The 22212-nt window shown below is 37.3% G+C and carries 19 protein-coding genes; 18 read left to right on the top strand and 1 reads right to left on the bottom strand.

Features of this window, described 5'->3' with window-relative positions; all coding sequences use genetic code 11:
• The first annotated feature begins 499 nt into the window (after positions 1–499).
• The 18 genes from ACINWC743_RS25355 to ACINWC743_RS21195 all read left to right on the top strand — a co-directional run bounded on the left by ACINWC743_RS25355 (position 500) and on the right by ACINWC743_RS21195 (position 21423).
• A complete protein-coding gene (locus ACINWC743_RS25355) occupies positions 500–829 on the top strand; it encodes a DUF4189 domain-containing protein (RefSeq protein ID WP_009586887.1) in 330 nt (109 codons plus the stop codon).
• Positions 830–1025: 196 nt separating this feature from the next.
• Positions 1026–1448 (top strand): energy transducer TonB family protein, encoded by a 423-nt coding sequence (locus ACINWC743_RS21275; protein ID WP_009586868.1) that lies wholly within the window; start codon positions 1026–1028, stop codon positions 1446–1448.
• Positions 1449–1782: 334 nt separating this feature from the next.
• Complete coding sequence (locus ACINWC743_RS21270; protein WP_009586879.1) at positions 1783–3570, top strand: IucA/IucC family protein; 1788 nt, start codon at positions 1783–1785, stop codon at positions 3568–3570.
• Positions 3563–5032 carry a lysine N(6)-hydroxylase/L-ornithine N(5)-oxygenase family protein gene (locus ACINWC743_RS21265; RefSeq protein ID WP_009586869.1) on the top strand — a complete coding sequence of 490 codons (1470 nt, stop codon included), beginning with the start codon at positions 3563–3565 and terminating at the stop codon, positions 5030–5032. Before ACINWC743_RS21270 ends, ACINWC743_RS21265 begins: the two co-directional genes overlap by 8 nt.
• Positions 5029–6870: an IucA/IucC family protein gene (locus tag ACINWC743_RS21260; RefSeq protein ID WP_009586941.1), complete on the top strand. Its 1842-nt coding sequence runs from the start codon at positions 5029–5031 to the stop codon at positions 6868–6870. The genes ACINWC743_RS21265 and ACINWC743_RS21260 overlap by 4 nt, the downstream gene beginning before the upstream one ends.
• A 54-nt stretch (positions 6871–6924) precedes the next feature.
• A complete protein-coding gene (locus ACINWC743_RS21255) occupies positions 6925–7578 on the top strand; it encodes a GNAT family N-acetyltransferase (RefSeq protein WP_009586873.1) in 654 nt (217 codons plus the stop codon).
• Positions 7575–7955 (top strand): hypothetical protein, encoded by a 381-nt coding sequence (locus ACINWC743_RS21250; RefSeq protein ID WP_004830621.1) that lies wholly within the window; start codon positions 7575–7577, stop codon positions 7953–7955. The genes ACINWC743_RS21255 and ACINWC743_RS21250 overlap by 4 nt, the downstream gene beginning before the upstream one ends.
• Positions 7943–9202 (top strand): MFS transporter, encoded by a 1260-nt coding sequence (locus ACINWC743_RS21245; protein ID WP_009586880.1) that lies wholly within the window; start codon positions 7943–7945, stop codon positions 9200–9202. Before ACINWC743_RS21250 ends, ACINWC743_RS21245 begins: the two co-directional genes overlap by 13 nt.
• A 3-nt stretch (positions 9203–9205) precedes the next feature.
• Positions 9206–11458 (top strand): TonB-dependent receptor, encoded by a 2253-nt coding sequence (locus tag ACINWC743_RS21240; RefSeq protein WP_009586886.1) that lies wholly within the window; start codon positions 9206–9208, stop codon positions 11456–11458.
• A gap of 130 nt (positions 11459–11588) precedes the next feature.
• The gene (locus tag ACINWC743_RS21235; RefSeq protein WP_009586878.1) at positions 11589–12839 is read left to right on the top strand and encodes an MFS transporter; all 1251 of its coding nucleotides are present in this window, start codon (positions 11589–11591) and stop codon (positions 12837–12839) included.
• 75 nt (positions 12840–12914) lie between these two features.
• Positions 12915–14513 carry a histidine-type phosphatase gene (locus tag ACINWC743_RS21230; RefSeq protein WP_009586888.1) on the top strand — a complete coding sequence of 533 codons (1599 nt, stop codon included), beginning with the start codon at positions 12915–12917 and terminating at the stop codon, positions 14511–14513.
• A gap of 62 nt (positions 14514–14575) precedes the next feature.
• Positions 14576–15250 (top strand): HAD family hydrolase, encoded by a 675-nt coding sequence (locus ACINWC743_RS21225; RefSeq protein WP_009586921.1) that lies wholly within the window; start codon positions 14576–14578, stop codon positions 15248–15250.
• Positions 15251–15351: 101 nt separating this feature from the next.
• Positions 15352–16020, top strand: a complete 669-nt coding sequence (locus ACINWC743_RS21220; RefSeq protein ID WP_009586937.1) for a 2'-5' RNA ligase family protein — start codon at positions 15352–15354, stop codon at positions 16018–16020.
• Complete coding sequence (gene cobU, locus ACINWC743_RS21215) at positions 16008–16529, top strand: bifunctional adenosylcobinamide kinase/adenosylcobinamide-phosphate guanylyltransferase (protein WP_009586870.1); 522 nt, start codon at positions 16008–16010, stop codon at positions 16527–16529. The genes ACINWC743_RS21220 and cobU overlap by 13 nt, the downstream gene beginning before the upstream one ends.
• A 71-nt stretch (positions 16530–16600) precedes the next feature.
• A complete protein-coding gene (gene cobT / locus ACINWC743_RS21210; RefSeq protein ID WP_009586939.1) occupies positions 16601–17653 on the top strand; it encodes a nicotinate-nucleotide--dimethylbenzimidazole phosphoribosyltransferase in 1053 nt (350 codons plus the stop codon).
• A 24-nt stretch (positions 17654–17677) separates the two neighbouring features.
• Positions 17678–18289 carry a histidine phosphatase family protein gene (locus tag ACINWC743_RS21205; protein ID WP_009586920.1) on the top strand — a complete coding sequence of 204 codons (612 nt, stop codon included), beginning with the start codon at positions 17678–17680 and terminating at the stop codon, positions 18287–18289.
• Positions 18286–19026: an adenosylcobinamide-GDP ribazoletransferase gene (locus tag ACINWC743_RS21200; protein WP_009586897.1), complete on the top strand. Its 741-nt coding sequence runs from the start codon at positions 18286–18288 to the stop codon at positions 19024–19026. Before ACINWC743_RS21205 ends, ACINWC743_RS21200 begins: the two co-directional genes overlap by 4 nt.
• 705 nt (positions 19027–19731) lie before the next feature.
• Positions 19732–21423: a tetratricopeptide repeat protein gene (locus tag ACINWC743_RS21195; RefSeq protein ID WP_009586881.1), complete on the top strand. Its 1692-nt coding sequence runs from the start codon at positions 19732–19734 to the stop codon at positions 21421–21423.
• A 132-nt stretch (positions 21424–21555) separates the two neighbouring features.
• Here the strand turns inward: ACINWC743_RS21195 and ACINWC743_RS21190 are convergent, their stop codons facing one another.
• On the bottom strand, positions 21556–21882 hold the full coding sequence (locus tag ACINWC743_RS21190; protein ID WP_009586893.1) for an ArsR/SmtB family transcription factor: 327 nt from the start codon (positions 21880–21882) through the stop codon (positions 21556–21558).
• Positions 21883–22212 lie beyond the last annotated feature (330 nt).

The raw sequence follows: 22212 nt of genomic DNA, 5'->3' as shown, positions 1-22212 counted from the left end.
GGGTTGTGGCTAAAATTATCTCAGGCTACGTTATGAAATTTAAAAATAGTCTCGCTATTCTCTTCATTTCCTTGCGGAGTATACTCCTCATGCCTGCTCAATTTTAACCTACAACGCAAGCCATTTATGAAATGTCCACAGCCCCTAGAACTAACATGAATAAATATAAAAAATTACATGATTCTTGTAGTTTGATGTGCTGCTAATATTTTTTTGATTTATGATGAATCAATGACAAATTGATAAAATTAAAGATGAATAATTTTTTACTAGAGATTATTTTTCATAAAGGAATAGATAAAGTGATCATAACCAATCATCAGATTTTTAAATTTCCTATTTTTGCTGGTTTTATTATTTTTTAGCAATTACCAATGTTTATGCAGAAGGCAATTGTCCATCAGGATATTATCCAATCGGTGGGCAAGGTGTTCAAGGTTGCGCGCCGATTCCTAACGGAGGTAGTGGAAATTATAATCAAAATCCAACATTGTATCCTATGGCTGAAAACTTATGGGGAGCGATTGCAGAAGAAAAAGGCAGAGAATTAAAGGGACGATCAGTTGGTTTCTCAAAAAACCATACATCGAAAGATGCATCACAAGCTGATGCATTAAAAGCATGTCAGCAACATGCTGTACAGAAGTGTGAGGTATCCCATACTTATAAAAATGGCTGTGTTGCTGTGGCTGATCCAATCAATGGCGGTCAAAAATCTGAAATTAAATATAATGTTTCAGAGGATAAGGCGAAAGAAGCTGCACTAATGTTTTGTTCTTTAGCTAACCAACAATCCTGCCGTATTATTTATTCTGGATGCAGCTTGTAAATCATATCGCTAAGATTAAACAAAACGATAGATGAAGTTATAGGATTTTGTGAAATCAGGTTTTCTTTAAATTTTAATCAATCATATCTTTTTCTAAATGGTCCATATTTTTATCTCATCATTTCCGTGAAAGATAGTTCTGATAATATCAGTCATTGACTGTATGATTTCCAAATTAAAATACAAGGTCAATCTTATGAAAAATAAAATAACAGTTTTGGTTTTTTTTACGGTAATTTTGTCCTTACAGTCTGCTTATGCATATAACTTCATCAATCGACTCATTATGGGGAAAAATGGTATGGTCGTAGATAAAGATGAATTCTTTACTCCGAGAATTCAGCCCGAATGGATTGTACCTGTCAGCCCTCAATTTAGTCCTGAGGATGCTGAATATGTTCACCAAACAGCGAAACAAACAAATTATTTTGTGGAGCTTGAATTTTGGGTCAATGAGAAAGGTGATGTTATTGATGCCCAAATCTTGAATGCCAATCTAGCTGATTTTAAAACTGAAGAAATAGTGAGTGCCGCAAAAAAAGCCAAGATGACTTATAATTTTAAACCAAATACACATTTTCCATTTCGATTCATTTCTTCTTTCTACTTTTTAAATTAATTTGTGATATTGAACAAGAAATTATACAAATAATGCAATTTGATGAAAATTTTCATGAAATCTCTCAATCCTAAATGAGAATATTATCATTTATTACAATTGAAAATTTTAAGATATTAATGATCGAAAAAAATACGATGTATGATAAAAATTCATAAAATCATCAAATTAACTATCCTAATACATGAAAAATACAAAATTGCATTCTTAAATGAGAATTATTAACATTAAGATCGATTTGTGCTGAGCATGACAGCATGATCCAAGAAAAAACATAAATTAAATTTAGAACTTTTTAGTGCAGTAAAAAGTCTTGTACAGAGGATATGGTCAGATGAAAGAGCTTGCCAGCCGATTGGCGATGCAGCACCTAATCAATGCATACTCACAAGAAACAGGCAGTGGAATTTTACTTGAAAAATATCAACAAAATTCTACTCAACTCACGTTTAGCCAAGGCTTGACGTTGTTAATAATTCCTTTGGAATCAATTCAGTCTCAATTATTTGTTCCTTTGTCATATAGTAGTTTTGTTGGCAGACACAGAATTTCCAGACTTCCACAAGTCTTTACTAAAGGACAAATACAACAGTTTAGCGCTATTGCGATGGTCAGCTTGCTGTTAGAAGAGTTGGTACAAAATGCTTCACAAACACTGGATTGTGCATCACTGGTCGAAAAGTGGATTCAAAGTCGAGATGCATTGCTTCAGTTTTTAACACATCGACAGCCTGATTTTGATCGTTTAATTCAGGCAAAACAGGACTTCATTCAATCAGAACAAGCATTAATTCTTGGACATAGTATGCATCCTGCGCCAAAAAGTAGGTTGGGATTTATCCATGAAGACTGGTTGAAATTTTCTCCTGAACATCAAGGTAAAACTCAGTTGTATTACTGGTTGGTTGCACCAGAATATGTCGCTGAGAGTAATGCTTCGTGTGCAGAGGATATCACTTCACAACTTAGGCAAGAGATACATTGGTATTTAAATGAAGCTGAAATCACTTTGCTAAATACCTATTCAAATTATAAGTTATTGCCTTTGCACCCTTGGCAAGCACGATATTTACAAAGTAAAGACTGGTATAAAGAATTAAAAGCTAAACATAAGATAATCGATTTTGGCGAAAAAGCTTGGCAATTTTCAGCAACCACTTCAGTAAGAACCTTAGCAAGTTATGCTGCGCCGTGGATGGTTAAGCCTTCATTATCGGTGATGATCACCAACTCAATTCGAATTAATTTAGCCAAAGAATGTCATCGTGGTGAAATGACGCATCGTTTATGGCATGGGCAGATGGGGCAGTCAATTGTTCAACATTGTCCTACACTCAAAGCCGTAAATGATCCCGCTTGGACTGCTCTAAGGCTTGATGGCAACATTGTCAATGAAACCATTTGTATTTTTAGAGATCAACCTTTTGATAAAAAGCAGCAGGTTACATGTATTGCATCCTTGTGCCAGGATCATCCTGAAAAAGATTTAAATCGTTTTGATCATTTATTTGAAGACATTGCCCAAGCTGAACCACAGCACAATATTGAACAGATCGCATTGAATTGGTTTAAGCAATTCTTGGAAATCAGTTTAGTGCCGATGATGTATCTCTATCATCGTTACGGCATGGCATTTGAATCCCATCAACAGAATGTCTTGGTTGAGTTAGAAAATGCCTATCCTAAAAATTTATGGTTAAGGGATAATCAAGGTTTTTACTATATCGAAGAATATGCGACTGAAATATTAAAAGAGTTTCCTGAACTTGATGAAAAAGCACATGCTGTTGGCCCTAAGTCTTTTGTAGATGAAAGATTTAGCTACTATTTCTTTGGCAATACTATTTTCGGCATTATTAATGCAATTGGCGCGACTGGCAGTATTTCAGAGCAAAGACTCATACATGTATTGCAGGATAAGTTATCTGATTTGCTGCAACAGTATCCTGAAAGCACTTTATTACATGCTTTGTTATATCAGCCTACGTTGCCGTATAAAGGTAACTTGCTGACGCGTTTATATGAATTAGATGAGTTGATTGCACCTGTTGAACAGCAATCAGTTTATGTTCAATTGCCGAATCCTTTGTGTCTTAAACAGAAGGATGCGATCTATGCTTGATTTTATTGCTGTTGGTTTAGGTCCATTTAATTTAAGTTTAGCCAGTCTGTTACACAAAAAATCTGATTTGCAATATCTCTTTTTTGAAAAAAAGGAACAGTTTGATTGGCATGCAGGTATGCAGTTGCCCAATACCTTATTACAAGTTCCATTTATGGCAGATTTGGTCTCTATGGTAGATCCAACCAGTCCGTTTAGTTTTCTCAATTATTTAAAAGATCAGCAAAGGTTATATAAGTTTTATTTTCTTGAGCAGCCACATATTCCGCGTAAGGAATATAACCATTATTGTCAATGGGTTGCTGATCAGCTTGAATGTATTCAGTATCTGTCTACAGTGACGGATATCATCCCGAAAAGCTATGGTTTTGAAGTGTCTGTGCACCAAGATGGTATTCAGCAACGCTACAATTGTCGAAATCTTGTATTGGGTGCTGGGAATGTTCCTTATGTACCACAATGTGTGCGTAAGTTTATGCAAGCGTATCCTGAACGTTGCAAGCATTCAGCAGACTATCTGAAACATTCAACGCAAGATTTGCAAGGCAATGTGGTAGTTTTAGGCTCGGGTCAGTCAGCAGCTGAAATCTTTTTAGATTTATTTGATCGACAGTATCAATTTGATCAAGTGTCTAAACCACAGTTTAACTTAAACTGGTTGACACGTGCCAATGGCTTTTTCCCGATGGAATATACGCCTTTAGGATTGGAACACTTTAGTCCAGATTATATTCAGCATTTTTATAAATTTGATGATTTAAGTAAGGATGTGCAGTTAGCGAAGCAAGCCTATCTTTATAAAGGTATTAGTGCTCAGACCATTCGAGAAATTTATAAAAAGTTGTACCATCGAAATATTGCCAATCAACAACTTGCGACACATTTGCATAGTCAATCGAATTTAATTGATGCTGCGCTGACAGATAAAGGGAAAATCAAACTGATTTTTCAGGATCGTGTCAGCTTAAATCAGTTCAGTATTGACAGTGATTATATTGTCTGCGCGACAGGCTATATAAGTCCAGAGTTTGAATTTCTCAAGCATGTTAAACCATATATTCAAACCAATGCACAGGGACATTGGGATATTACAGTTGATTATCGTACTGCATATACAGGTATTGGCGAAATCTATGTACAAAATATGGAAATGCACAGTCATGGTGTAGGCACACCTGATTTGGGTTTGGGTGCGTATCGTGCGGCAACGATTGCTAATCAGTTATTGGGTTATGCCTTATATGACCTACCTGAACAGTCGCAATGTTTCCAGCATTTTGATCCTTTGCAAAATCCACAAGTACAAGCGATTCAGAAAAATCCAGCAGTACAGTCATATAGACCGTCTAATGAGATTGAGCATTCGGCAAAAAATCTGAAAATGACATCAGCAACTTTGCCACAAAGTTCTCAGCATAAACAAAACCCACAAAGATATTCAAATATTGAGAAAAGCATATGAGTTTTGCACAGTTACAAATTAATCAAAAGCAGTGGCGGAGTGCAGGACAACGCCTAATCGAAATGGCAATTGCTGAATTTTTATATGAGGAAATTATTCAGGCTGAAAACTTAGGCGGTGATTTATTTCAGTTGACGCTGGATGACCGCCGTTATCAGTTTAATGCCAAACAATATTTGTTAGGACATTGGTTGATTGAAGAAGGCTCAGTACGTGATTTGAATGCAGATTCCACCCAAGCGGCTTGGAATCTGCATCAATTTATTGCAGCATTTTCTAATCAATCCGAAGTAAAGCCCTTTACCAAAGCTTATTTGATCAAAGAAATGAATAATACGTGGTTGGCAGAAGCGCATGTCTTTGATGAAAATCGCTTAAATAGTACAGCGGTACTCACAGAATCACACCATAAGATTGAAGGGATGTTACGTGGACATCCATGGCTTATTATGAGCAAGGGGCGTATGGGATTTGGTTATGACGACTACCTCAGTGCTGCACCCGAAATCTCACCTAAAGTCAAATTACTCTGGCTAGCTGTACATCGTGATTTGGCTGAATTTCGTTCAACACCTGAATGGCAAGCAGGTGACCTTTATCTGCATGAATTTAATGCTGAGGAACTGAATAAATTTCGTGAAACAATGCAAAACCATGCTTTGAATGCAGAGGATTATTATTTAATCCCTGTACATGCTTGGCAATGGCACCAATGGATTGTACCGACTTACAGCAACGAAATTGTCCATCAGCGAATTGTAGAGCTTGATATTGGTCAAGATGATTATGTACCAATGCAATCTATTCGTACATTATGCAATACATCAAACACACAACGTCATTACATTAAACTACCAGTAAGTATTTTTAATACAGCAGTTTATCGAGGATTACCATCAAAACGAAATTTAGCTGCGCCAGCTGTGACGGCTTGGCTAAAAAATTTACTCAAACAAGATGCAGATTTACAAAAATCTGGCGTGGTTTTTCTAGGTGAAGTTGCGACGCTAACCATTCATCAGCCTTGTTATGACCAAATCGAAGGTGCGCCTTATCAATTCAAGGAGTTATTTGGCTGTTTGTGGCGTGAAAGTATCGATCCTTATGTCGCAGATCATCAGCAAGTACTCTCCCAAGCTGCGTTATTACATCGTGATATTCAAGGTAGATCTGTTCTAGATGTGCTTGTTCAAGCATCAGGTCTAACACCTTTGGCATGGTTAAAACAATTCGCAACAGTCAGTTTAAAACCCTTACTGATCTGCTTGTATAAATATGGTCTTGCATTTTCTCCACATGGTGAAAATACCATGCTAATTCACGAAAATGGTGTACCCAAAGCCATGGTACTGAAAGACTTTATTGATGATATTAATCTGGTAGATGAAGACTTCCCTGAGCTTTCAGAACTTCCAGAAGAAGGAAAAATTTTACTTCGCCATTCGGCTTTGGAGCTCAGTCACTTTATTTTTACAGGTTTGTTCATGGTGCATTACCGTTATATCAGTAATGTATTCCTACAAGATTTTCCAACACATAACGAAGTGGATTTTTGGCAAACAATTTCGGATGTGATTGCTGAATTTCATCAACAACACCCTGAGCTTTCAGCACGTATTGAAAAATTTGCAATGTTTAGAAGCCAATATGACAAGATCTGCTTAAATCGGGTGCGTTTATTTACCACCAGTTATAACGATGAAGCTGAGCGTCCTGTTCCTGTCTTTTTAGATTTAATTGCCAATCCTGTCAGTCCAACCACATTACAGCAGTGGGCAGATCAACAATCGCAACAACAGCATTTAACACAAAAGCATTCAGCAAGTCTGTCTGTATAGCATTGAAAATGAATCTTAAATATTGAATTAATGAATTTTATCAAGGTGACATTAATGAAAACACTATCACGCCAATTACCTGATTTTTATGAATACTATGAGAATGGTACACAATTTTATCTGCGCCAAGTGAAATATCCTGATGATATGGCACTGTTACATAAGTGGATGCATGAACCGCATGTAATTCCGCAGTGGCAATTGAATAAGTCTGAAGTCGAACTCAAAGTATATTTTGAAAAACAATTGGCTGACGACCACCATCGTTTGTTAATTGTCGGTGTAGACGGGCAAGATGTGGGTTATACCGAAATATATGAAGGAAAACGTGATAGATTGGGGCTATATTATTCGGGACATGAATTAGATTTAGGTTGGCATCTACTTTTTGGTGAAAAATCAGCATTTGGTAAAGGTTATTTAAGAGCGGTCATGCGTTTATTAAGCTTTTATATTTTTGAAAATGCAGCATCTCTGAAAATCGTGGGTGAACCTGACTCTAAAGTCAAACCTTATGCAGCAGTGGTAGAAGACATGTGCTATGAAGCTCAGGGTATAATTCCAATGCCTGAAAAAGATGCCATGCTGTATTATTGTTTTAGAGAGACCTTTTATCAAAAATTTGGTGATTTTCTTACGCAGTCCCAGCAATATCTTGCGCAAAAGAAATTTCCCAACCAAACAGAGCGAGTTGAACCCTCCATATGAGTTACCAGTCTACACATATTCAAATTATGGATATGACGTTTTCAAAAGATGTATCAATTGCTGAATTTGAGCAGTGGCTCGCAGAAGTTGAAAACTTTTTGCATCATCAACAAAATTTTGCACTGGTGATGCAAAGTCTAGATGGTACGACTTTCCCAGAGGAATATCGCCAAGTTCAAGCCGCTTGGTATAAAAAAAATAAAGTCAAATTTTTTAAATATTGTGTGGGATTGGTGCGGATTGCGCTTGATGATGCAGATCAACAACGCTTGAACTCACCAGCTTTACATGTGGCTTGGCGTGTTCCTTATTACGTCACGTTGGATCGTTGTGATGCACTGCAGTGGGCGGTGCAGAGGTGGATATGCAGAACATAGATAATTCAAAAAATACATCAATGACACAGCAGATTTCAATATTAAGCTTGAGTGTTGTGATCGTTCTGTATTTAGCACATGCTTTGCCTTTGTATTTTTACAATGTGGCACTGCCTGCAATTTTAAGGCATCAAGGGGTTGATTTACGCTGGATTGGAATGTTGTCACTGTTATATATTCCATGGGCGTTTAAGTTTTTTTGGGCGCCGTTGATTGATCGAATATATGTTAAAAAATTAGGAAAACGAAAAACCTGGTTGATGTTTACGCAAATTGCTTTGGTGCTGGGCGTATTGGCACTGGCATTTACCCAGTTTTCATATGGTTTGGCTGTGTTTGTCGTGATTGGACTATGGATTTCAACATTTGCGGCAACGCAAGATATTGCCATAGACGGCTATACTGTTGAAGCTTTCTCTGAACAAGATTATCGCTTTGGCAGTATGGCGCAGAGTATTGGTGTTGCCATCGGGAGTATGATTGGTGGTGCGGCGACATTATGGCTCTATCAATATCATGGTTGGCAAACAGCATTAACGTGTTTAGCGGTGATGACAGCTTTAACCATGCTGGCTGTGTTTCAAATCAAAGAAAAGCCCAAAGAACATATTGCGCAAAATCCTCCAAGTCTGATTCGTGCATTTAAACGACCAGAAATTCGTTGGGCTTTATTGTTAATTCTCTGCTATCGTTTTGTCGAAGCACCTGCAATGGCAATGCTTAACCCAATGCTCATTGATCAACACTGGTCACTGTCACAGATTGGGGTATTGATGTCTGTAGTGGGTGCAGGTGTGGGGTTGTTAGCTGCGGTTTCAGCAGCACTCTTACTGAAAAAAATAAAGGCAACACAGTTGCTGGTTTGGGCGGGCTGGCTACGAACCTTAATCTACGGATTATTGGGACTTGCTATTTTGCTCGGTTGGTTAAACCAGTGGCATTTATTATTGGGAATTTTTGTCATTGCGTTTCTTGCAATTCGTTATATTGCAATGACTTCGCTTTATGCATACTTCATGCAAAATAGCTCAAAAGAACAAGCAGGAACTGATTTTACAATTCTGGTGTGTTTTGAATTGTTGGTCTATTTCATTGGTGGGGCAGGCTCAGGTTTTCTGGCCAAATCATTAGGTTATGGCAATTTTTATATTGTACTGGCCGTAGCATCTGTAGTGAGTGTAATTTTATCGCATCTCATTATTTCAAAATCGCAAATAAATCCAAAGTCAAAGATTATGGAAGGATAACTCATGAGAAAAAAATCAATACATATACAACTGACCTGTTTAAGTTTAGCTGTATGTACTCAACTTTATGCGCAAGAGCCTGCGAATAATAATGACAATACCGTATCAGAAGTGAAAAGCTTGGCACCCATCGTTGTAACTGCTACACGCTCTGCAAAAAGTATTTCCGAAATCGCTGGAACAGTGTATAGCATTAATCATGCTGAAATCGAAAAGCAAGCCAATGCGGGTAAAAGCACTGCAGATATTTTAGGCTTGTTGGTACCGTCTTTAACGCCGAATACGGGTACAACATCAAACTATGGTATGACGATGCGTGGGCGTGTGGTCCAATACATGATTGATGGTGTACCTCAAACAGGTTATCGCGATGGTTCACGACAACTCAATAGCATTAGCCCATCTATGATTGAGCGAATTGAGGTCGTTTCTGGCGCAAGTAGTATTTATGGCTCTGGCGCAACAGGTGGAATCATCAATATCATCACAAAAAATGGTGGCGAAGAACCTTTAAGTTTTGAAACTAAAGTCGGTGTCACGTCTGGCAACAATTTTAAAAGTGATGCAATGGCTTATGAAGCATCACAAAGCATTTCATTCAATCAAGACGCTCTAAAAGGAACACTCGGTATTGGCTATGCTAAACGTGGTGAAATCCAAGACAGTCATGGCGATCGAGTCGGACCTGAAGTTGCGCAGACGGATCGTCAAGATACTGAAACCATAGATGTGAATGGACGTTTGACTTGGAAAATTGCCGATGGTCAAAGTCTCAGTTTTGGTGGTCAATATTACAACGATGAACAAGACAGTGATTATGGACCAGACTATGGTCCAGGACTTGCGGTCTTATTTGGTGCACAACCGAGCCAAAAAGCCGTTAAAGGATTACAGCTCGATGATCAGCCAAGAACCAAACGCTATAGTTTTAATACCCAATACCAAAATGATGACTTCTTTACGCAGATTTTAAATGCTGAAGCCTATTATCGTAATGAACAAGCCCGTTGGTATCCAGCAGTGAATCCGATTGCTCATACTGCATTGCCAAAAGGTAGCGAGTATTTAGTCTATCAATCTGATACAGATATTGATGTTTGGGGTGCTCGACTTGCTTTACAAAAAGATTTTAATTTACAAGGTCGTAAGTTAGGTCTGACCTATGGGGTAGATTATGAAAATGAGCAAGACCGTCAGGATATGCAACGTTATGATTTACCCACATTTATGGGAAGTAATGGTTTATCCTTTAAACCGCTTAAGCGCTATCAATTTGGTCCAGATGTAGAAACCAGTAAGCTCGGTTTTTTTGCGCAAAGCCAATTGGATATTACCGACCGTATTGATTTACAAGCGGGCATAAGATATGAGCGCGTTGAAAGTGATGTTGATTCGTCAACACCTTACACAGAAGCAGTCGTCGCTGATATAGTGCCAACTTATCAAGCAAAGACCTTAAATGGTGGAACGGTTAAACATGATGCAACTTTATTTAATATTGGGGCTGTCTATCATCTGACCGATGCACAACAAGTTTTTGCCAATTTCTCACAAGGTTCAAATTTACCAGACATACAACGTATGCTGCGTGATGTACCTGCAAACTTTGTAGTAAGTAGTCAGACGATTGATCCAATTAAAGTTAATAACTATGAATTGGGTTGGAGAATTCAAGGTGCCAAAGGTTTAAATGCAGGTATTACTGCGTTTTATAATGATTCAGACAAGAGTCTGAAATTTGGACCACCGAATTATGCTATAGAGGTTATTGACACGGATGAACGTGTGTATGGTGCAGAAGCCAATCTCTCTTATCCAATTTCATCGAATTGGACTATCGGTGGAACAGCAGCATATACCACTGGGCAATATAAGAATACTCAAGGTAAATGGCAAGAATTGGATGCTATACGGATAGCACCGTTAAAAGGAACGGTTTATTCAGATTGGCAGTTTGATGATGGCATTGGTGTGCGAGTACAAGCCTTAGCCATAGGTGGGACAGACAAAGCGCGTCAAGATGCGATCGACAGTGGCTCAACTCGTCCACCCGCTGAGATTAAAGGATTTACAACGATGGATGTGATTACTAATGCCAAAGTTGGACCTGGGACACTTGGATTTGGTGTATATAATGTCTGGAATACAGATTATAAATCAGTATATAGCCAAGCTGTTTCAACTGTTTATGGTGCAATCTCAAGCTTACCTGCACAAGGTCGTACCTATAGTCTAAGCTATAGCGTGAAATATTAATTAAATCTTTAGCCTCTTTTGCCAATCAATCACGTAAAAGGGGCTTTTTAATTTGATCAATATGGAAATGCGTCTCAATTGCATAATGTATTTGATTATCTGCTCACTGTGATATTTGAATAAGGTCTAAATGAATAAAAACAATACGATTTTATTAGCTGCAAGTCTAGCAAATGGAATGAGTTTTTCCATGATTTTGCCTTTGCTTGCCCCCTTGATTCGGCAGCTTAAAATGTCAGAACTTCAAGCAGGTTTATTGGTTTCTGCAAGTGCTTTGTTGATGAGTTTAACGGCAATGTGGATCTCAAAAAAAACTAAATTACAAAATCAATATTATTTACTCAGTTTAGGTTTTATTGGTATGACCATCACATGGGGACTGTTCTCAGGTGTACTCAGTTATGGATTGCATTATAGTGTACCAGCAGGGCTGTTATTTGCTTTACTGTTATTAAGTCGCAGCAGTACAGGTATTTTTATGGCAATGCCGCAGATTGCTTTACAAAGTTATGTGATGACACGCTATGAAGAAGAAAAACAACGTAGTCAAATGATGGCAAAGTTTGGTGCATTCAACAGTTTAGGATTAATTTTAGGACCATTTCTAACGACATTATTGATCGTTTATGGGATCTTAATTCCCATGTGGTTGGCTGTGGTGATTCTCGCAACCTTGAGTATATTAATCGTAAGCTTTTACCAAAAAAATAATCAAAATTCGGTCGAATTTCAAGAAAATTTGCATCAAAACCCTACAGATTTAGCCAATCAACCACTAGATATTGATGAGCAGTATCAAGCAAAGAATCAAAATAAACATACGTTAAACAAAGCTTTTATCTGGCTAATCTTAGGATTCAGTTTGTACATCGCCATTGTTACCCTGAATTTAACGGCTGGCTTTTATATCCAAGATAAATTTAAGTTCAGTATTGAACAAAGTGCATTGTATTTTTCGCAATGTTCATTAATTGTTGGTATTGCATTGGTTGCTATGCAAGTGGCAATTTCAAAATGGTTAAAATGGTCATTGCAAACCTTATTGGTGGCTGGATTATCGGCAATGCTGATAGGGTTGTTGATGTCGATATATACCGAACAGATTATCATCTTTCAGCTCGCTTATGTTTTTTATGGGATCGCCGTGGCGAGTTTAATGCCTGCATTTACCACAGGTGCATCACAGTCGGTCTCTATCCATGATCAAATGAAAATAGCAGCACTATGTACAATGGTGCAAGCGCTCAGCTTAGTGGTTGCACCTTTGTTGAGTACAGCGCTGTATCAATTCAACATAATTTTTCCATATTATTTATTGATTGGTATTTTTGCTGTATTTTATGTTTATTTCATTGTTTTTAAATGGAATAGAGAAAAATAATATCGATAAAGTCATATCAGTGTCATATTATTGGACTAGTTTCTTCGGCATTTAGTCCAATATGACACTTTGCTGATGAAAAATTTAAAATTTAAACATTCTTTATTTATATGTTTGAGCTCTGGTTTATTTCTTAGTGCCTGTAATGATGATACGGATAATAGGAACTCAACTACAACGCCACCACAGACAACTACATCTTTATATTTGCAGACCAAACAACCTTATTTACCGCAACAGAAATTAAGCACTTATGAAGCTCAACCTGCTGGCTATCAGGCAGTTTTTACTGAACTTGTTGCACGACATGGCTCACGTGGTTTATCGAGTATTAAATATGATCTAGCACTTTACAACATGTGGCTAAAAGCCAAACAAGAAAATGCTTTAACGCCATTGGGCGAAAAACTTGGTGCTGATCTAGAAGCAATGATGAAAGCCAATATTCTATTGGGTTATGGTGTAGAAGGCATCCGCCAATATGGTTATGGCAATGAATCATCGATAGGGATTAAAGAACATCGTGGAATTGCAGATCGACTGTTGCAGCGTTTACCTGACTTATTTAATCAAGCCAGTCAGCAGGGCAAAACCATTCAAATCGTAAGTTCGGGCGTAGATCGCGCCGTAGACAGTGCAAAATTCTTTAGCAATGAATTGTTAAAACAGCAACCGAATTTAAAGAGTTCGATTACACCTGCGAGTTATCAAAGTTTAAACAGTGGATCTGTACCGAGTATCGCAGATGGTGGTGTAAGTCGCTTTAACTTATATTTTCACAGTTTGAATGCACAGGATGATCTTGCCAACATCAAAACGGATTTAGAAAAGCAAGTCTATGATGCAAGCCTGAAATACCAAGATTATGAAGAAAATGATTTAAGTTTAAAACAAAAGCTTAAAGAATTAAGCGCAGACAATAATGCACAAAAAATCGCAACAGCGGTGTTAACACCTATTTTTAAAGCAACGTTTATTCAAAAACTGGGGCAAGCTGGCTATACCTTTAGTAATACAGGATCGTTTACTGTCACCAGTCCTCAAGGTGAACAAATTACTGAAAAAGGCAAAGGTAAAAATACCATTACAAGTGCAGTAGATGCGGCGGCGTATTTATATGAGTTATATTCTATTACAGGGGGAATGCAAGATGAACTAGGCGCTACAGATTTTAGCAAATATATGCCAATTGATGCTGCCAAGTTTTATGCACAATATAACGATGCCAATGATTTCTATAGTAAAGGACCGAGTTTTGATGCGGGCAAAGCCATCACAACTGAAATTGTGCAGTCGCTCAAGCAAGATTTATTTAAACAAGTAGATGATGTGATCAATAAGCGTCAAAAGAATATTGCTGTACTTCGTTTTGCCCACGCTGAAATCATTATTCCTTTAGCCACCAGTTTGGAACTGAAAGGCATGATGCAATCTGTGCCTTTTTCACAGACTTTTAGTTACAACAACAGCACATGGCGTGGTGAAGATATCTCCCCAATGGCGGCAAATGTACAGTGGGATATTTATCAAAATTCACAAGGTCAAACTTTGTTGAAAATGTTGTATAACGAAAAAGAGATCAGTTTTAAACAAGAATGTGATTATGCGCGTTATAAAACCAAGAGTTATTATTATGATTATTTAAAGCTTAAGCAATGCTATAATATTCAATAGTTTGCTATTTTAATGTGTGGGAGATATACGTCTCCCTTTTATTTATTTTCTATAGGTCAAGTGTGAAGTTTCATCAACATATTATTCAAGCTGCGATCTTTGACATGGATGGCACTTTACTGGATACAGAACGGCTTAGATTTAAAGCTTTACAACAAGCCTCTTTAGACATTATGCAGCTTGAATTCTCACTGGATTATTTAATGCAATGCTTAGGACTTAATGAGTCAAGCTCTGAACTTTTAGCACAGCAATTTTATGACGCAAATATTCCTTATCATCAGATTCGCAAACGTGCAGCTCAAATTGAATTGGCAATGATTGAGTCAAATGGCGTGCCATTAAAAGAGGGTGTACTCGAAACATTGAAGTATTTCTATTCACATCAGATTCCCATGGCAGTCGCTACATCAAGTGCGCGGGAGATTGCGGAGAAATACCTTCAAATCGCCAATATTGAGCATTATTTTAAATTTTTAGTGTGTGGTGATGAGGTATTACAAGGAAAACCTCATCCAGAAATTTTTAAAACTGCGTGTGAAAAATTCAATTTAGCACCAAAAAACTGCTTTATGATTGAAGATTCAGAAAATGGGCTTCGTTCAGCACATGATGCAAGTGGTGTAGCTATTTTGATTCGAGATATTAAAGCGCCAAATCAGTACATGTTGGACATGGCAGATGGTTATTTTGAGTCAATGAAAGATTTTAAAAGTAAGCTTGAACAATTAAATTGAATAAAATTCTCTTTTGATTGAACAACACTCATGCAATTTAGCAATTAAATCAGTGGATTCCATGCTTTAATAGAGTCATTCAAACGAATGTGAATTTTAACATGTTTTTACATTCCCAAAGTACCACTGTAGCAACACAAGTATATGATTATCCTGAGTGGCACAAAGGGAGGGAAAACTACGCTTTATGGTACATTGCAATTAAGCATCCAGCCTTAGGTGCTTATCTAAATCAATTGAGACAAAAGTTTTCAAATTTTTTATTTCATCCCAACACACGACAATTTCATATCACGATATATATTTGTGGGTTTTTAACAGATTTATCTCCACAATTCGATGATGATTTCCAATTCAAACAATTAAAACAGCAATTGCAAGATTTAAAGAAAAGTAATCTTCAACCTTTTAAACTCAAGACGGGTAAGATAAACAGTTTTAGCAGTGCTCTTTTTGTTGATATTCATGATGATCAAAATAGCCTAAGCAAGATTAGAACTACATTGGCTAAATCAACACAAGAAATTGCTCCAACCTGTTATTACCCACATATTACCTTAGGACTTTATAAGGCAGAGTTTCCATCACAACAAATTTTAGAAGAAATTGAAATGACACAGCAACAACAGTTTGAAATCACGATAGATCAACTGCATTTTGGTTTTTATAAAGCAAACGATCTACAAGGCAAATTATTTGATTTAGAATATTATTCACTCAACTCAAATGCTAAAAAAGTATCTTTGGAGCAGAATCCATGCTGCAACTAATTTTGGGGGGCGCACGTTCTGGAAAAAGTAAACTTGCAGAACAGATTGCAAAAGATTCAGATTTAAAAGTGATCTATATTGCGACTGCCCAAGCTTGGGATCAGGAAATGCAGGTACGCATAGCTCACCATCAGTCGCAACGCCCAAGTGAATGGGAATTGATTGAAGAAACACATTATCTTGCGGATATATTGGAAAAAAATGATCAAAAAGGGCATTTGATTCTAGTCGATTGTTTAACTTTGTGGATGAGTAATTTGTTAATACATGATGATAAAAATCTACAGATTCAGGAATGTCAAAAACTACTGCAAATCCTGCCTAAATTAGAGTCTCAAGTGATCTTGGTGAGTAATGAAACTGGACTTGGTGTTGTTCCTATGGGAGAAATCACCCGTAAATTCGTTGATGAGTCTGGGCGCTTGCATCAGCAGTTGGGGCAAATTGCTGATAAAGTTGTATTTTGTGTTGCTGGTTTTCCAATGGTTTTAAAAAACGAAGCTCTATGATTTCTAGTGGTCGAAATCATAGATCGAATTGATATTTATATGTTTAAAAATGATTGATATGGAGAAAAACAATGAGTTGGTGGTTAGAAGCATGCAAAGTTCCAAGTGCAGAGATGAAACAACAGGCTGAAGAACGTCAATCGCAATTGACCAAGCCGACGGGTTCACTTGCTGCTCTAGAAAATGTCGCTGTGCAATTGTCAAGTCTACAAAATAATCCTAAACCACAGCTTGAACATCCTTGGATTACAATATTTGCAGGTGATCATGGGGTAATGGCAGAAAATGTGTCAGCCTATCCGCAAGCGGTAACACGACAAATGCTGCAAAATTTTGCAACTGGCGGCGCATGTATCAGTGTGATTGCCAAAGAATATGCAGCGACATTGCAAGTGATTGATTGTGGTACGGTCGGAGACGCTTACGAATATCAAGGTGTTGAACGTCACTGTATTGCGCCAGGAACAGCAAACTTTGCAAAACAAGTGGCGATGACTGAAGAACAATGTGCTCAAGCTATGGATTTAGGACGTAAAAGTGTTGAAAAAGCCTTTGCCAATCATGCTTCGATTTATATTGCTGGAGAAATGGGAATAGGAAATACCTGTGCTGCTTCAGCCGTTGCAAGCTTTTTATTAAATGAACCAGCAGAGCAATTAACAGGTGTAGGTACAGGGATTCGAGAAGAGCAATTGATACATAAGAAAAATATAATTAAAAATGCTGTTGAAATGCATAAAAATTATGTTAAAAGTGATGTATTTAAGGCGCTTTGTGCAGTCGGTGGCTTAGAAATTGCAGCAATGACGGGTGCATATATTCGTTGTGCTCAAGTCGGTTTAGCTGTGATTGTGGATGGATTTATCAGTTCTGTTGCAGCTTTGGTAGCAGTTCAGTTGAATCCTGCAGTTCGTCAGTGGATGTTGTTTGGGCACCAATCTGCTGAATATGGTCACTTGCGTATATTACAAGAACTCAATGCTGATCCATTATTAAAACTGAATTTGCGTTTGGGGGAAGGAAGTGGAGCAGGAGCTTCACTAGGGGTCATTAAACTCGCATGTAGCTTACATAACAATATGGCAACATTTGCTGAAGCTGCTGTGATTGGTGAAAAAGTTTAAAATATTCAAAACAAGAGCAGATAAATGAAACTGAGGGTTGATCTATTACGTCACGGCGAAACCACGCTAAGTCATACTTTGCGCGGCTCAACTGATGACGATTTAACAGAATTGGGCTGGCAGCAAATGCACCAGAGCATATTCTTAGATCAAAACTCAGTTCAAACACAGTGGGATTATGTGTTCAGCTCTCCTTTGAAACGTTGTGTACACTTTGCTAAATCACTGTCTGAGCAAGTTCAGATTCCGTTGATGCAGGATCAACGGCTTCAAGAAATACATTTTGGGGACTGGGAGGGTATTTCTGTTCAACAGATTTATATAGATTCTCCTGAGCTTTTGGCAAATTTTTGGCAGTACCCAACTCGTTTTACCCCACCCAATGCTGAAAAATATTTAGATTTTCAATCTCGAATCAATCAGGCATTGTATTCGATTCAACAACATATGCTGGCATCAAACAGTCAAACTGCTTTAGTGGTCACACATGGCGGTGTGATTAAGTTATTAAAATGTATCGCGCTGCAACAATCCTTAGATGATATTTTAAAAATGACTGCTGATTTAGGGCAATTAAATCGCTTTATTTTAGACAGTGAAACCATGCAACTGGAACTTTTGGAGGATGGTAGATGACTCCATTTTTTATTGCATTGCAGTTTCTAACGATTGTTCCTGTTCATTTAAGAAAAATGCCTTCACCGCAGCAGAATGGCTGTTCATTATTATTCTATCCAGTGGTTGGTTTATTAATTGGCTTAGTGCTTTATGCAGTAGCCAGCCTATTGCATGTTTTACCTGTTGTTTTATTAAGCACTTTTATTCTGGTGATCTGGATTTGGTTAACAGGTGGACTTCATCTGGATGGTTTGGCAGATACTGCCGATGCATGGGTAGGTGGTTTTGGCGATAAAGAAAATACCCTTAGAATAATGAAAGACCCTGCCTGTGGACCAATCGGCGTATTAAGTCTGATCATTGTTTGTATCATTAAATGGTCTGCATTGTATGTTTTACTTCAAGAACAACTCTACACTGCTTTGGTGTTATTTCCAGTTTTTGGACGTTTAACGCCACTTTTTTTATTTCTGACCACAGAATATGTTCGTGAAAGAGGTTTAGGTTCTACCATTGCACAATACATCCCTAAAACATGGTCGATCATCATTTTTAGTATCAGTCTATTGGCTGTCGGATACTTTGTTTGGGTTGGATTAGCGACAGCAATCATTTTTATTTTAACGCTCATTTATCTCCGACATAAATTTATTCAAAGAATTGATGGCATTACAGGAGATACGATTGGTGCGAGTATAGAAATCGCAGAGACAGTCTGTTTACTCAGTTTTGTGATTTTGGGCTATTATCTGTGAGTATTTTGAGTCAAGCCCATAGTAAAAAATGATCAAGATATCTTCTGACTAAAGTGACTTAAAAGCAAAAGCTATGCCTTATATCTATACCTAAACCGCCTGATTATTCATACAAGTGATTCAATTTCAATCATTCATATCCAATAGACTTTATGCTTTTATACAAATTATTAGAAGTTTTTACAGATTTATTTATTTTTGCATTTTTAAATTATAGATGGTCTTTATATCGTAAGGCGACATGGATGTCGTTATGTTGAGTGGGGAGTAGGATATACCCACTCGCTCAACGAAAGATTTTTGTCATCTTTCATCTGAGAAAAAACAAAGCATTGCTTTGTTTGCAGCGCAAGAGTGAAGCATTACCTACGCAGATCTATTTAAACTTTTGATATAAAGCGTGGCAATAAAAGCTTTAAATCATTTAACAATACATTCATTACATTAATTTTATTGGTCAAGACAAATTCTATTTTACTGTATGAGTTTTTCAGTGGATTGATATGAAATTATATTGATTTGACATCCTATACATATGAATATATATTCATATGTATAGATAATCATATTTATGGATTTAACTGTTGCCATTGACTGGTTAGGAGATCGTATTTGTAGTCTTGAGAAAGCTATAAAAACTAATCCTTATACTGGTCATAACCATTAAATTCTTTTGTTAAAGGATTTTGAATTAAGGAGTCAAGAATGACTGATACTTATTATGATCTCGGTGATTATCACCGTAAAATTACAACAACATCACCTGATGCCCAAATATGGTTTGACCGTGGTTTACAATGGACCTATTGTTTCAACCTTGGAGAAGCTGTCAATTGTTTTAAAAAAGCTACAGAATATGATCCCGACTGCGCTATGGCATACTGGGGAATTGCATTTGCGTCAGGTCCAAATTACAACAAAGCATGGCGATTATTTGATAAAGCAGATCTTGAAATTAAGATTCCATTTATTCAAAGAGTTATGGAAAAGGCAAAAGAAAACGCTGTTAAAAATGCGACTTCTTTTGAAAAAGATCTGATTAATGCTTTAGCATCTCGATTTCCTAAAATTATGACGACTAACGAAGATGACTTTAAAAAGCTCAATCTAGCTTATGCTGAATCACTGAGACCATTTTATCAAAAATATTCGGATGATCTCGATGCTGCTGCACTATTCGCTGACTCACTAATGTGTCTTAGTCCACGTCAACTTTGGGACATAGATACTGGGGAAGCTATTGGTTCAGGTACATTGGAAGCGCGAAAAGTTCTTGAAGATGCATTATCACGCTCTGGTAGTAATCGTCACCCCGTATTAAACCACTTATATATTCACCTAATGGAAATGTCACCTTACCCAGAGGTTGCTTTGACGGCTGCTGATAATCTTCGTAGCTTATCTCCCGATGGTTCACATTTAGCGCATATGTCTACTCATATAGATAACGCTTGTGGAGATTGGCGACGAGTTGTTTACTCGAATTTAGATGCGGCTAGAGCAGATGACAAATATTTTGCGAAAGAAATGAATCCAGATGCTTGGTACGTCGCCTATAGGGCACACAATTTAATAGTTGGAGCATATGGTGCGATGATGGCAGGTAAATCTCGAGAAGCTTTAGATATGGCTCATCGCATTAACAAAATCCTCACACCTGAAGTACTTAGTATTTCTTCACCGCCTATGGCTAATTTATGTGAGAGTTATTGTACAACTTTACCCCATGTAATGATCCGTTTCGGTCTATGGGAAGAAATTTTAGAACTCGAACTTCCTGAAGATAAAGAGTTGTATAGTTCGACTGTAGCAATGATCAGTTATGCTCGTGGGATTGCGTTCTCTGCACTCAGACGGATTCCTGAAGCTGAACAAGCGCATATTGAATTCGAAGCAGCAGCAGCAGCTGTGCCTGAAGAACGATATAATTCAATTCCTGTTAAAGAAATATATGCACTTAATATTGCCACAAAAATGATTCATGGTGAGCTTGAATATCGTAAAGGAAATATTGAAAAAGCATTTATGATATTAAGAGAAGGTATTGAGTTGGAAGATGCTCTTCCATACAGTGATCCTCCTGCTTGGTTACAACCTGTACGTCATGCATATTGTGCACTTAATATGGAACAAGGCAATTATGAAGTGGCTGCTACAGAGTATCGGATCGAATTAGGCTTGGATAAAAAGTTAGGTAGGCGTCGCATCCGTCCGAATAATGTATGGAGTTTGCATGGATTATATGAATGCTTAACTAAGTTAGGGAGAGATAAGGAAGCTGAAGAAATTTCCTTACAACGTGATATTGCTGTTGCTTCAGCAGATATTCCAATTGAAGCATCATGCTTTTGTCGCCTGAGTGCATTTGAAAAAGATGCTTGTTGTTCAAACTCATAACATTTTAAAAATCTTATGATGCTTGTAAAATGTTATAAGCACATCCAATTTAGTTAATATTGGCATCTATATACGTCATATTTGCCCTATTGGATATATTGGTTGTGCTTTTAATTAGCTGTCGTAATTGTATTAAAAGTCTTCACATGCCTCTTCAACAATATGTATAGCCATATCAGAAATTACATGACTCACATGAGTATCTGCTATTTGATAAATAACTTGTTTTGCCTGTCGGTTGCCCTTTACTAAACGTGCTGAACGTAAAAGTCTAAGGTTATGACTGACCAATGATTGTGAAAGATCAAGAGCTGTAGAAATCTCTCCAACAGAACTCGGTCCACGCATACAAAACAAAAGTATTTTGAGTCGGGATGCATCGCCTAATAACTTAAAAGTATCTGCAAGTTTATGAACTTCTTCTTGAGTTAATTCGATTTGATCACTTTTTAAATTCATTTCGGCTTCAATCTCAACATTCCTATCAAAAAACTTTAAATATTTTACGCTTTACTTTCCAGTAATGGCAAGGTTAATACCAAAGCTGAACGGTACCGAGATTGTTGGAGACAAACTTTATTAAGAGAGTATTATAATGACAAAATTAAAATACACCCCAAAAATCAAATAACGGGCAGTAAGCTTAGTGTCTGACTCTAAAAAAGACTATATTTCTACTTGGACTGTAATTACAGCAATTACATCTAAAATCGGTTGTACCTCTGAAACTTTGCGTGCTTGGCATAATAAATTGAAAACAAAGCGCTACAACGCGTTAATGAAACTCTT

Origin of the sequence: Acinetobacter sp. WC-743 (assembly GCF_000335555.1) — a bacterium.
GTDB classification, from domain to species: Bacteria; Pseudomonadota; Gammaproteobacteria; order Pseudomonadales; family Moraxellaceae; genus Acinetobacter; species Acinetobacter bereziniae.
Note: the sequence above shows the minus strand (reverse complement) of the source record. Positions and strands in the feature narration are given on the sequence as shown.